This window comes from Stenotrophomonas sp. 10L48 (genome assembly GCF_056395105.1).
In genome coordinates, this window is the sequence record NZ_JBFTIX010000007.1 from 130,530 (window position 1) to 143,324 (window position 12,795).

General features: G+C 68.3%; 6 protein-coding genes. 2 read left to right on the plus strand and 4 right to left on the minus strand.

What is annotated here, in order from left to right; translation table 11 throughout:
• Positions 1-14 precede the first annotated feature (14 nt).
• On the plus strand, positions 15-1,406 hold the full coding sequence (gene bioA, locus AC1DCU_RS13625) for an adenosylmethionine--8-amino-7-oxononanoate transaminase (protein ID WP_059064850.1): 1,392 nt from the start codon (positions 15-17) through the stop codon (positions 1,404-1,406).
• Entirely contained in the window at positions 1,397-2,134 is a 738-nt protein-coding gene (locus AC1DCU_RS13630) for a 16S rRNA (uracil(1498)-N(3))-methyltransferase (RefSeq protein WP_442251820.1), read from the plus strand. Before bioA ends, AC1DCU_RS13630 begins: the two co-directional genes overlap by 10 nt.
• Before the next feature lie 53 nt (positions 2,135-2,187).
• Here AC1DCU_RS13630 and AC1DCU_RS13635 read toward each other — a convergent pair whose 3' ends face one another.
• The 4 genes from AC1DCU_RS13635 to AC1DCU_RS13650 form a co-directional block, all read right to left on the minus strand.
• Positions 2,188-2,652 carry a chemotaxis protein CheW gene (locus AC1DCU_RS13635; protein WP_025877758.1) on the minus strand — a complete coding sequence of 155 codons (465 nt, stop codon included), beginning with the start codon at positions 2,650-2,652 and terminating at the stop codon, positions 2,188-2,190.
• Positions 2,649-3,980 carry a chemotaxis protein CheB gene (locus AC1DCU_RS13640; RefSeq protein ID WP_032974989.1) on the minus strand — a complete coding sequence of 444 codons (1,332 nt, stop codon included), beginning with the start codon at positions 3,978-3,980 and terminating at the stop codon, positions 2,649-2,651. Before AC1DCU_RS13640 ends, AC1DCU_RS13635 begins: the two co-directional genes overlap by 4 nt.
• Entirely contained in the window at positions 3,967-10,650 is a 6,684-nt protein-coding gene (locus AC1DCU_RS13645; RefSeq protein ID WP_478014192.1) for an Hpt domain-containing protein, read from the minus strand. The genes AC1DCU_RS13640 and AC1DCU_RS13645 overlap by 14 nt, the downstream gene beginning before the upstream one ends.
• 100 nt (positions 10,651-10,750) lie before the next feature.
• Positions 10,751-12,787, minus strand: coding sequence for a methyl-accepting chemotaxis protein (locus AC1DCU_RS13650; RefSeq protein WP_032974974.1), 2,037 nt, complete (start codon positions 12,785-12,787; stop codon positions 10,751-10,753).
• Between the last annotated feature and the right edge of the window lie 8 nt (positions 12,788-12,795).

The window sequence follows — 12,795 nt, forward strand, 5'->3', positions numbered from 1 at the left end:
TTCATGAGCCCGAAATGCTAGCAGACCCAACCCCCTCTCCGCTGGTCCAGCACTGGCGGCAACGCGACCTCAAGGTCCTGTGGCACCCGTGCACGCAGATGCGCGAGCATCCGGACACGTTGCCGCTGGTGCCGATCGCCCGCGGCGAAGGCGCCTGGCTGATCGATCACGACGGCAACCGCTACCTGGATGCGGTCAGCAGCTGGTGGACCAACCTGTTCGGCCATGCCGAGCCGCGCATCGGCGGTGCCATCGCCGCCCAGGCCGGACAGCTGGAACAGGTGATGCTGGCCGGGTTCGGCCACGAGCCCGCGATCACCCTGGCTGAGCGCCTGTTGGCCCTCGCGCCGCGCCAGCCCGGCCGCGCGCCACTGGCCAAGGTGTTCTACGCCGACAACGGTTCGGCCGGCGTCGAAGTGGCGCTGAAGATGGCCTTCCAGTATTTCCAGAACCGCGGTGAGACCCGGCGCACGCGCTTCGTCTCGCTGGAAAACGGCTACCACGGCGAGACGCTGGGCGCCCTCGCACTGGCCGACATTCCGCTGTACCGCCGGGTCTACGCGCCGCTGCTGGCCGAGGGCCTGTTTGCGCCCTCGCCTGACGCCTACCTGGCCGAACCCGGGCAGAGTGCGGCCGACCGCGCACGCCAGGCCGCCGATGGCCTGGCCACGCTGTTCGACCAGCATCCGGGCGAGATCTGCGCCGTGATCCTGGAGCCACGGCTGCAGTGTGCCGGTGGCATGCGCATGCACGATCCGGCCTATCTGCAGCGCGTGCGTGAACTGTGTGATGCCCATGGAGCGTTCCTGATCGCCGACGAAATCGCCACCGGCTTCGGCCGCACCGGCACGATGTTCGCCTGCGAGCAGGCCGGGGTGATGCCGGACCTGCTGTGCCTGTCCAAGGGCCTGACCGGTGGTTTCCTGCCCTTGGCTGCGGTGCTGGCCACGCAGGCGCTGTACGACGCCTTCCTTGATGATTCGCGCGAACGTGCCTTCCTGCATTCGCACAGCTACACCGGCAATCCGCTGGCCTGCGCGGCGGCGCTGGCCACGCTGGACATCTTCGGCGAGGACGATGTGATCGCGCGCAATCGCGGCATCGCCTCGGTGATGGGCACCTTGGCTGCGCCGTTTGCCGACCATCCGCACGTGGCCGATGTGCGCCAGGCCGGAATGGTGGTGGCCTTCGAACTGACCCGCAACGGTGACAAGCGCACGCCCTTCGATCCGGCCCTGCGGCTGGGGCTGCACGCCTACAAGGCGGCGCTGAAGCGCGGCGTGGTGCTGCGCCCGCTGGGCAACGTGCTGTACTGGATGCCACCGTACTGCGTGGACGATGAACAACTGGAGCTGCTGGCGCATACCACGCTGGCGGCCATCGACGAGGCGATTGCATGCGCGTGACCCGCTGCCCCATCGACCTGGCGCTGCACAGCGGCCAGACCGTGACCCTGCCGGAAGAGACGGCCAACCACCTGGTGCGGGTGATGCGCCTGCGCGAGGGTGATACCTGCGTGCTGTTCAACGGCGATGGCCATGACTACACCGCGACGCTGACCATGGCCGGCAAACGCGAGGTACAGGTACGCATCGACGCGGTGCAGGTGATCGCCAACGAGTCGCCGCTGACCATCACCCTGCTGCAGGGCATTGCACGCGGCGAGAAGATGGACCTGATCCTGCAGAAGGCCACCGAACTGGGGGTGAGCGCCATCGCGCCGGTGAATGCCGAGCGCACCGAAGTGAAGCTGGATGCAGCTCGCGCGGAAAAACGCGTGGCGCACTGGAACAACGTCGTGCAGTCGGCCTGCGGGCAGTCCGGTCGTGCGCGCATTCCGCAGGTAGGACCGCCGCAGTCGCTGGCACAGGCCAGCGCGGCACTGCCCGCCGATACGTTGCGGTTGACCCTGGACCCGCTGGGAGCGCACCGGCTGTCGACACTGCAGGCAGCGCCGGCCGGCGGCGTGGTGATCGCCATCGGCCCGGAAGGTGGCTGGTCGCCGCGTGACCGTGAGCAGCTCGCCGCCGCAGGCTTCCAGGGCCTGCAGCTGGGCCCTCGCATCCTGCGCACGGAAACCGCAGGCCTGGCCGCGATCGCAGCGTTGCAGGCACGGCTGGGCGATCTGGGGTAAGGCTCCGGTCCGGTGGCCGCTGCGCTCGCCGGGCATCGCCCGGCGGATTCCGGTCAGGCCGTCAGCGAATCCAGCGCAGCTTCCAGCGCGTCGAGATTCGGCAACAGCGCGCTCTGTTCGCCCAGCAGCACGCGCATGTGCACGATGTCAGGCAGGTTTTCCTCGGACGCGTCGGCCAGCAGGCCATCGCGCGGTACCGAAATCAGCTGCGGGAAGCTCTGCGTCAACAGCGCGTAGTAGGGGCGCTGCGGGTTGCCGTTGAGGGTCTTGAGCACCACCACCTTGTTGTGGCCGGCCACCGTCTCTTCGCCCAACCCGGAGAGCCGTGCGAACGACACCAGGGGCACCTGCCAGCCGTGCCAGCCGATCTCACCCACCAGCCAGCGCGGCGCGTCGGCTACCGCCTGCACCGGCACCCGCGACATCATCTCGGCCACGGTTGCATTGGGCAGCAGGACCCGTTCGGCACCGGCCGAGATCAGGACGCCACGGATCTCATCATTGCTGGCGTAGCTCATGCGGCATCTCCGTCGTCATCCAGGCCCCAGCGCGCGGCGATCACCTGCGCCAGTTCCTGCGGTTCACCGGCCACCATGCCGGCGGCGACCACCGCCGTCGCCGCAGCCGGGTCGTAGCAGCCTTCGCCCACCTGCCCGGCCACCCAGGCACCGGCGGCGGCGAGGTCCAACGCCGGGCCCACATGGGCCAGATCGGCACCGCTGAGCAGCACCAGCGCGCTGTGCTCGGCCGACAGCGCGGCAATCGAGATGCCCTGCGCTTCGCTCTGGAAATACAGGCCATCGGCAGCAGCGTGCACGCCGATGTCATCGGCCAGCACGTGCACTTCGCCAGCGGTGGCGCGCTGGCCGGCTTCGGCCAGCTGCACCGGCAGCGGCGATACGCGCGCCATCTGCTTGACCAGGTTGCCGTAGCGGCCGCCGTCCAGGCGCATGTGCACCAGCACCGGCACGGCCAGCCCGCTGGGCAGTGCAGCGAGCAGGCGACGCAACGCATCGGGACCGCCGATACCGGCCAGTACCAGCAGTGCGCCGGAGCGACTGCCTGCAGGCGCGGCAGCGTCCAGGTCGACCAGTGAAAGATGTCCGGTATCGAATGCAGGTTCCGCCGATTCGGTCGAGGTGGCAGCCGATGCAACTGCCGGCGCGTCGCTGGCCTCGTCAACCAGCGACCAGGCCGTGTGGTCGGTGAATACCGACGGCGCAGCTGCCGGTACCGGCGGCGGTTCCGGCGCGGCTTGCACAGGCGCTGCCGTTTCCGGCAGCACCGGCTGCAGCGCAGCCAGCGCCTGCTCCAGCGCGACGGGCTCGTGCAGGTGTGCCGGCGGCGAATAGAGGCCATCAGCCGGCACGTCGTCGGCCCACGAACGGGCCTGTTCCAGGTGCGTCTGCAGCGCGGTTTCCTTCGGCACCGGCGGCGTCGACGGCAGGCCCGGCTCCAGCTGCAGTGCCGGTTCGTCCTCGGCGCCGGGCGGCAGCACCTGCTGGTGGCCGTGCAGCTTGGCGGCAAGGTGACGGCCCCAGCGCTGCGCTTCCCAACCATCGCGACGCGCGGCCAGTTCAGCCTCATCGAACACCAGGGTCAAGCCGGGCGCCGACAGCGCCGGTTCCAGGCGCTCCAGCGCGTCTTCAATGGCCGCTTCCAGCGCGATCACCACGAACTGCGGGCGCGCATCATGCAGCGCCTGCGGTTCCAGCGTCATGGGATCGTCTTCCAGCACGATCTGCACGTCGGCATGGGCCAACGCCTCGCGCAGGCGCTCACGCGCCGCACCCGGGCGGGCCAGCAGGGCTACGGCCGGAACCGGATCGAGGTCACTCACGGACACGGGCAATCCCCAGCAAGTCGTACACGTTACGCATCAGGTCCAGCTCCTGGTACGGCTTGCCCAGGTAGCGCTGCACACCGATTTCGAAGGCGCGCTGGCGGTGCTTGTCGCCGCTGCGCGAGGTGATCATCACGATCGGCACGTCCTTGTAGCGCGGGTCGGCACGCATCGCGGTGGCCAGCTCGTAGCCGTCCATCCGCGGCATTTCGATGTCCAGCAGCATCAGGTCCGGCACGCGCTCTTCCAGCTGTTCCAGGGCTTCGACGCCATCGCGGGCGACGCTCACCTCGAAGTTGTGACGCTCCAGGATACGGCCGGTGACCTTGCGCATGGTCAGCGAATCATCCACCACCATCACCAACGGCACCTGCCGTTCCTGGCGGGGTGCGTTGACCAGCACCGGCGCGGTCGGGTTGGCCAGGAAACGACGCACCAGCGGGGCCACGTCCAGGATCACCACCACCCGGCCATCGCCGGTGATGGTGGCGCCGTAGATGCCCGGCACCGAGGCGATCTGCAGGCCCACCGGCTTGACCACGACTTCGCGGTTGCCCAGCACCTGATCGATCGCAACGGCGGCGCGCAGGTCGCCGGCGCGGACCAGCAGCAGCGGCACCTGGGCCTGGCCGTCAGCGCGTGCCGGGGCCTGGCCGACCAGACTGCCGAGGTCGTACAGCGGATAGTCTTCGCCACCGTACCGGTAGCTGCTGTCGGCTGCTTCGAAGCGCTCGTGCGACAGCCGGCCAATACCACTGACCGAGGCGACCGGCACCGCGAAGGTGGTTTCGCCGATCTGCACGAATACCGCCTGGGTGACCGCCAGCGTCTGCGGCAGGCGCAGGGTGAAACGCACGCCCTGGCCACGCACCGACTGGATGTCGACCGAGCCGCCGAGCTGGCGCACTTCGTTGCCGACCACGTCCATGCCGACGCCACGGCCCGCCAGCTGGCTGACCTGGTCGGCGGTGGAGAAGCCCGACGCGAAGATCAGGTTGTCCAGTTCCTGTTCGCTCGGCTGTGCATCGGCAGGCAGCAGGCCGCGGTCGATGGCGCGACGGCGGATCGCTTCACGATCCAGGCCAGCGCCATCATCGGCCACGTCCAGTACGATTTCCGAGCCCTCGCGGTGCAGGCGGATGGCGATTTCGCCTTCTTCCGGCTTGCCGGCGGCACGACGCTGTTCCGGCGCTTCCAGGCCATGGGCAACCGAGTTGCGCAGCATGTGCTCCAGCGGCGCGACCATGCGATCGAGCACGTTGCGATCGAGCTCGCCGTGGGTGCCTTCCAGGGTCAGGTGAACCTGCTTGCCGGTATCCATGCCGGCCTGGCGGACCACACGGCGCAGGCGCGGCACCAGGCCGTCGAACGGCACCATGCGCGCGCGCATCAGGCCATCCTGCAGTTCCGAACTGACACGCGACTGCTGCTGCAGGAGCGAATCGTACTGGCGCGACAGATCATCCAGCACGCCCTGCAGGCCACCCAGATCGGCGGCCGACTCGTTCAGCGCGCGGCTGAGCTGCTGCAGGGTGGAGAAACGGTCCAGTTCCAGTGGATCGAACTTCTGGTCGGCCTGGTCCTGCTCGCGCTGGTAGCGGGCCACGATCTGCGCTTCGGTTTCCAGGTCCAGGCGACGCAGCTGGTCGCGCAGACGCGCATTGGTGCGTTCCAGTTCGCCCATCGCGCCACGGAAGGCGCCGAGCTGCTGTTCCAGGCGCGAACGATAGATCGCCACTTCACCGGCGTGGTTGACCAGGCGGTCGAGCAGGTCGGCGCGCACACGCACCTGTTCCTGCTGCGGACGGGCCAGCGGGTCTTCCTCGCTGGAACCTTCCACCGGCAACGGTGCCGACAACGGGGCATCGACCACGGCCACGGCCGGAGCCGCCTGTGGGGCCTGCTCCGCCACGACGACAGCACTGGCTGCAGCTGCGCTGGCAGCGGCGGTGATGTCGGTGGTGGTGCGTGCTTCAAAGGCGTCGAGCAGATCCTGTGCCGGCTCGACGATGCGATGTTCGCCGGTACGGGTCAGCAGCTGGTGCAGACGGTCGAAACCGCGTTCCAGCAACTGCACATCACGACGTTCGATCTCGGTGCGCCCGCCAGCGACAGCCTCCAGCAGCGATTCGATGCTGTGGCCGAGATCACCGATGGCATTGATGCCCGCCATGCGCGCGCCGCCCTTGAGCGTATGCAGATCGCGCTGCAGGCCGGCCAGGGCTTCGCGATCCTGCGGCGCTTCGCGCAGCTCGCTGATCAGCCCATCGCAATGATCCAGCAGGTCCTTGCCTTCCTCGACGAAGATGTCGACCAGCTCGCGATCATAGATGCTGAAGTCGAGCAGGTCGGCGCTCTCTTCGGCTTCGGAGTCGGTCCGGGCTTCTTCGGTCTGGGCTTCGGGCAGGGGCGCATCCGCCGGTACCGCCGCATCGACGCTGTCGACGGCGACAGGTTCGACCTCGACCGCCGCAGCCTCCGCCGCGACCGGCACCACGATCATGCCGCTGTCCGCCGCGGCAGCCTGGCCCGGAGCATCTTCCAGCTCGAAGAAACGCGAGGGCGAGATGGCGTCCTGCGCCGTCTCCGCGGCCCCGACGTCTTCCACCGTCGCCGGGGACGGCTGGTCGGTGCTCTCTCCTTCACCGACCGCCGCCTCCCCGCCGACGTCCGCATCCTCGGCAAAGGCTTCCGCCTCGCCAGGCGCGAGTTCGCTGGCCTGCAGGCCGAGCACGGGCCATTGCCCGTCTTCGTCCTGGCCCTGCTCCTCGTCGATCACGTGCAGGCCGGCCTCGAGCGCGGCTTCCAGCGTGACCGGGTCTGCGAAGCCCGGCACAGCCATTTCATCCTGCAGGCTGGACAGCTCGCTGTCGAGCGGCAGCGCAGCAGCGTCTTCATCCACCGCCGTTTCAGGTGTGGATGGCAGCGGCGTATTCAGGTCGTTTGCGACATCCAGGACATCCGGATCGCGGTCGTCAACCGGCAGCGCACTGGCATCCAGATACGGCGACAGATCATCCGCCGCAGTCAGCGCGGTGTCTTCCAATGCGGTGTCTTCCGATGTCGCCACCGCCTGTCCGGCTTCAATTTCCGCGGCAACGAGCGTGGAAGCAGCCACTTCCAGCGTCGACTGCGGCGCCGGGCCGTCCGGCATCGACGGCCACCCTGCATCGAAGTAGCGCGACAGATCATCGCTGCCGGTCAATTCGGCGGACTCCAGGCCCGCATCGCTCAACGCGTCCTCGCTGACCTGCAGCGCCTCCAGCACCTCGGCACCGGTGTCGCGTTCGACCTCCGGCTCGATCTCTACCGCATGCCCCGGCTCGACCATGTCGGCGTCGGCGGCATCTGCTTCTGCGACCAGCGGAAGCAGCGGGTCTTCGTCTTCATCCTCGACGTCCAGCCCGGCCATCGGCCAGCGTGCTTCCGGCAGCTCGCCGGCCAGCGCCTGCAGGCGCTGCGCCAGTTCAGCCTGCGGCGCAATCCGCGGCTGCTCGGCCTGCAGCGCGTCCATGGTCGCGTTGATCGCCTGCGCGGTTTCGTCCAGGGCTGCCACGGCGTCATCACCCGGCACCACCTCGGCGGCCAGCGCGCGCTTGATGTACGACTCGGCGCCGCCAGTGACAGCGGTGATTTCCGGCACCTCGGTCATCGCGAAGGCACCGTTCATGGTGTGCACCGCGCGCAGCAACGCATCGCTGACCGGCTGTGGCGCCTGCTGCGCCGAGCGCAACCAGCCCTGCAGCGTGGCCTGGTGGAGTTCCACCTCGGCCTCCAGGATCTCACGCAGCACGCTGTCGATGTTGGCCGGGGTACCCGGCGCTTCAACAGCGCTCTGTGCGGGGGCATCGACATCCTGCACGGCGCTGTCCAGCGGCGCGGCAGCATCGGTCGGCGCCTCGGCCGTCGGCGCGGTGGCGCCCGGCAGCGCAACGTAGAACGTTTCTTCGCCTGCACCCACGCGATCGGCGATGGCCTGCATCGCCTGCAGGTCGACGCTGACCCGCTGGCCATCGCGCAGTGCCGCGTTCAACTGCGGCAGTGCCGTGTATGCGTGATCGACCATCGCCAGTACCGCCGGCGTGGGGGCGCGGGTGCCATCGAGCACGCGGTTGAGCATGCCCTCGATCTTCCACGCGAACTCACCCAGGGTACGTGCGCCGACGAGGCGGCCACTGCCCTTCAGTGTGTGGAAAATGCGGCGGATCGGCCGCAGCCGGTCCATGTTGTCCGGTTGCATGCGCCATGCCGGCAGCAGCGTGCCGAGATTGCCCAGCTCGTCGTCGAATTCTTCCAGGAACACCTCGCGGATGTCCTGGTCGATGTTCTCGGCATCGTCGTCGAAACCCGCATCGAACCCGCCCTCGGCCACGGCTGGCGGCACGGTTTCGGTCGGCACGACGGCGGCCGGCATGGCCTGGGGATTGAAGCCGGCGGCAGCGGCATTCAGCTCTGCGAAGAACTGCGCATCGGCTTCGCTGAAGTCGATCGGCGCGATGGTATCCACATCGACCAGCGCCACGGTCGGCGCAGCAGACACTGCCGACAGGTCTTCGGATGCGGGCAGATCAGCGGCCGGTGCGACGTAGACTGCCGCATCGGTCGCCGCGTCGCCGTCAACGGTGGAGTCGAGCCGTTCGTTGATGGCCAGGCCATCGTCGGCCTGCACCACCGCACCGGCGTCAATGAACTCCAGCGTCGCAGGCGAGGCCTGCTCGTCGTCCAACGACAGCGTTTCCATTGTCTCCAGCGACAACACGTCATCGGCGTTGTGCAGCAGGCTGCTGTCGAAACGGAACACCACATCGTCGCTCAGCGACGTCTGGCCGTCCTGCTCGGCGRCAACCGGATCGAAGGCCAGCGAAATGACCACGTCCAGCGACGCGGCAGACGACGTCTCGTCCAACGACGTCGCCAGGAAGGCGTCATCATTGCCGTCTACGGCGCTTGCCTGCGTGTCGTCCTCTTCCGGCACCGGAATCGCGGACAACGTCCAGGCAGCAGCGTCGGACCGTTCGACGGACACAGGATCGAAACTGACCGGATCGAAGCTGTCGAACGTCGGCGCACGCTCGTCGCTGCGTTCGGCAGCACTCCCTGCCGGCGCGTCGAATCCACCCAGTTCCCACTGCGGCACTTCCGGCGCGGGGGCGCTGGAGGCAGCGAACAACAGGGGCGCCGGGGTGCCGTGCGGTTCGGCCGACAACGCTGGCGTACCCAGCGATCCGAACATCAGGCCGTTGTCGGCGGGCGTAGCCTCCGGCAGCGGGTCGAAGGTGAAATCGGGCAGCGACGCCGGCACGTCACCCGGTGCCGGCGCGGAGGCCTGCACGTCGATATCCAGCGGTTCGATCTGCAGCGGCTCGGCTGGCAAGACCACAGCTTCGCGCATGACCGGCTGCACGTCTTCGACAGCGACCACGCCGCGCTCGGGCAGCGGCCAGTAGCGCAGCGCTTCCAGGCTGCTGCGGGTGATGTCGAGGATGTCCTCGCGACCCGGACGGCGGTCACGCAGGGCTTCCAGGTAGTACTCCAGGCTGGCCATGGCGTCGGCCAGGGTGTCCAGCTGGCGACCACTGGGCACCCGCTGACGACCGATCAGTTCGGCTTCGATGTACTGCTGCACGCCGCGCAGATAGTCTGCCGCGGTGCCCAGGTCGAGCATGCGCAATGCGCCGGAGACATCGCCGAGCAGGCGCGGCACGTCCTGCAGTTCGGCGTGGTTCCAGCTGGTTTCGATGAAAGCGACGAAATGCTCGCGGGCGGCGGCGAAATTGGCGATCGCCTCGTGCGCCAGCACTTCCACCGTGCGCCGGTTCTCCACCGCGCTCGGATCATCCTGGCCACTGCCACTGGCACCGAGGTGTGCGACCTGGTCATCCAGCGATGCATCGACATAGAGCAGCGCACCGGCGATATCCAGCAGCATGTCTTCGTCGATCTGCTGGCGGCCCTCGACGACCCCGCGCAGCGCGTCGCGCTGCTGCACGACCACGCCCCGCGCAGCGCCCAGGCCGAGCATGCCCAGCGTATCGGCCACCGAACCCAGCTTGGTCACCTGCTCCTGCAGCTGCTGCGGCGAACCGTCGGTACGCAGGTGCAGGTCCAGCGCGTCCTTGACCTGCAGCAGTTCTTCCTTGACCGCGTTGCCAACGGTGTCCAGCAGCTCGCGGTTGCGGCCGCTGAGGCTGCCGCGTGCATGGTCCAGTTCCGCTTCGGTGGCGGTCACCGAATCGGGCGCGAACGCGAACAGCACGCTGTCGTTGATCAGCGCTTCGCCACGGGCGGCGCGGATCTCGTTGAGCAGCGGCTGCAGCACGATCGGGATGTCACGGTGTCCGTTCTGCAGGCGCTCCAGGTAATCGGGCAGCAGCACGCTGCCGCGCATCAGGGTGGCGCAGGCCTCGTCGCGCTCGGCGACCTCGCCCTTGCCGACGGCGATGGCGAGCTGTTCCAGCTCCTCGGCCACCATCGCCGGTGCATACAGTTCGACCATGCGCAGCGTGCCCTGCACCTGGTGCAGGTAGCCGGCGCAGATGCGCATGCGGCTGCTGTCGGCCGGATCTTCGGCGAAGTACTCGACCTCGTTGCGCACCAGGCGCAGGGTCTCGTCCAGCTCGGGCTTGACCCAGCCCAGGGCTGCGTGGCTCATCGCATCGCGCAGGCTGCTCATGGATGCGCTCCGGTCGCCGCCGCGCGACGGTCGCGCGGATCCTGGCGTGGGGAATGGAAATGCTTCATCGACTGGTTCCTTGCTCGCCGCCCTGCCCGTGTCACGCCGGCAGCTTGAAGTCGGCGACCGAACGACGCAGGTCGGCCGCCAGCTGCGCCAGGTGGCCGATCGACTCGGCGGTCTGCCCGGCACCCTGCGAGGTCTGGCCGGTGATCTGGCGGATCACGCCCATCGTGCGGGTGATGTCCGACGCCGCCGACGACTGCTGCTGGGCGGCGATGGAGATGTTCTTGATGAGGGTATTGAGTGCGTTGGACACGCGCTCGATCTCGGTCAGCGCGGTGCCGGCGTCCTCGGCCAAGCGTGCACCGGACACCACTTCGGCGGTGGTCTGTTCCATCGAGGTGACCGCTTCGTTGGTGTCGGCCTGGATCGCCTGCACCAGGTTCTCGATACGTCGGGTCGCACCGGAGGTGCGCTCTGCCAGGCGCTGCACTTCGTCGGCCACGACCGCGAAACCACGACCGGCTTCACCGGCCGAAGCCGCCTGCACGGCCGCGTTCAATGCCAGGATGTTGGTCTGCTCGGAAATGTCGTTGATCAGTTCCACGATCGAGCCGATCTCCTGCGAAGATTCGCCCAGTCGCTTGATGCGCTTGGAGGTCTCCTGGATCTGGTCGCGGATCTGGTCCATGCCCTGGATGGTCTCGCGGACCACGCCGGCACCTTCGGCGGCGATCACCACCGAACGCTGTGCCACGTCGGCCGACTCGGCCGAGTTGCGCGATACCTGTTCGATGCTGGCGGCGATTTCGCCGATCCGGTCCGACGCCGAGGTGATCTGGTTGGCCTGGTGGCCGGCCGCTTCGGCCAGCTGCATCGCGGTGGCCTGCGTTTCCTGGGTCGACAGCGCGACCTTGGCCGAGGTGTCGTTGATGGTGGTCACCAGGTGGCGCAGTTCATCCACCGCGTAGTTGATGGCGTCCGCGATCGCGCCGGTCATGTCCTCGGTCACCGAGGCTTTCACGGTCAGATCGCCCTCACCGAGCGAGGAGATTTCGTCCAGCAGCCGCATGATCGCCTGCTGGTTGCGGCTGTTGAACTCCACCTGGGTCTGGTAGCGCAGTTCCTGCTCGCGCGAGCGGCTGCGCACGTTGGTGGAGACGAAACCGATGATCGCGATCAGCGACAGCGCACCGGACACCACGCCGATCCAGAAATTCGGGAACAGGCGGGTGTCGGACACCGAACCGAACGAGGAGAAGGCTTCGAACAGCTTGCGGCTGTCGGTCAGCATCTTCGCCGAACCCTGGCCCAGTGCGGAGGCAGCGGACTGCGCGGCGAACAGCTGGCGCGAGCTGGCCAGGATCGCGTCGGCGTCCTGCTTCATCGCCTGCCACTTCTGCTGCGACTGCTCCAGCGCAGCGACGGCGGCAGCGCCGCGCACGGCGGTGATGCCCAGGTCCTCGTTGCCATTGCGCAGCGCATCGAGCACCTGCGAGAACACGGTGATGTCGCGGGCCAGCGCGTCACCGGCAGCGGCCGCAGCCGTGCCGCCGGCGCGGATTTCAGTCACGCGACGCGCCATCGAACCGGCGACCACCACCTGCTGCAGGGCGCTGTAGACCTGCGACGACGGCGCGCCGGAGGCGGACATCGCACGCACCAGCTCGTTCAACTGGGCCTGCAGGCCCGGCACCGCACCGGAGAAGTTGTTGGCGTTGCCGGCCAGGGCCAGTACTGCCGGTTCACTGGCCACCAGCTGGCCAGCCTGCTTGCCCAGCGGCGCCCAGGTGTCGGCCAGGGTCGAGATCGCCCGGGAGACGCCCGGCTCGTTGCCGTAGCGGCCCTGCAGGGTCGACACGTTCTGCTCGATCGCGTTGCGGGTGGCCTTGAAGGCGGTGAAGGCCTGCGCGTTGCCGCCGACCGCGTCACGGCCCTGGTTGGCCAGCTGCTGCGACAGCACCTGCAGGTCCGCGGCCTTGGAACCGGCATCGGCCAGGCGGCTGCCCTGCCAGGTGGACACGCCGGTGTTCACACCGAACAGGATCATCGACAGGGCCAGCAGCGCCAGCCAGAGGTTGCTGCCGCCCAGCCGCAGCTTGCCGGACTTGGTGGCATCCGAAGCAGTACTCATCGTTCAAC

Bases quoted from the DNA above. Each gene is read 5' to 3' on its own strand.
- AC1DCU_RS13650 (WP_032974974.1), bottom strand. From the start codon at position 12,787: ATGAGTACTGCTTCGGATGCCACCAAGTCCGGCAAGCTGCGGCTGGGC.
- AC1DCU_RS13635 (WP_025877758.1), bottom strand. From the start codon at position 2,652: ATGAGCTACGCCAGCAATGATGAGATCCGTGGCGTCCTGATCTCGGCC.
- AC1DCU_RS13630 (WP_442251820.1), top strand. From the start codon at position 1,397: ATGCGCGTGACCCGCTGCCCCATCGACCTGGCGCTGCACAGCGGCCAG.
- bioA (WP_059064850.1), top strand. From the start codon at position 15: ATGCTAGCAGACCCAACCCCCTCTCCGCTGGTCCAGCACTGGCGGCAA.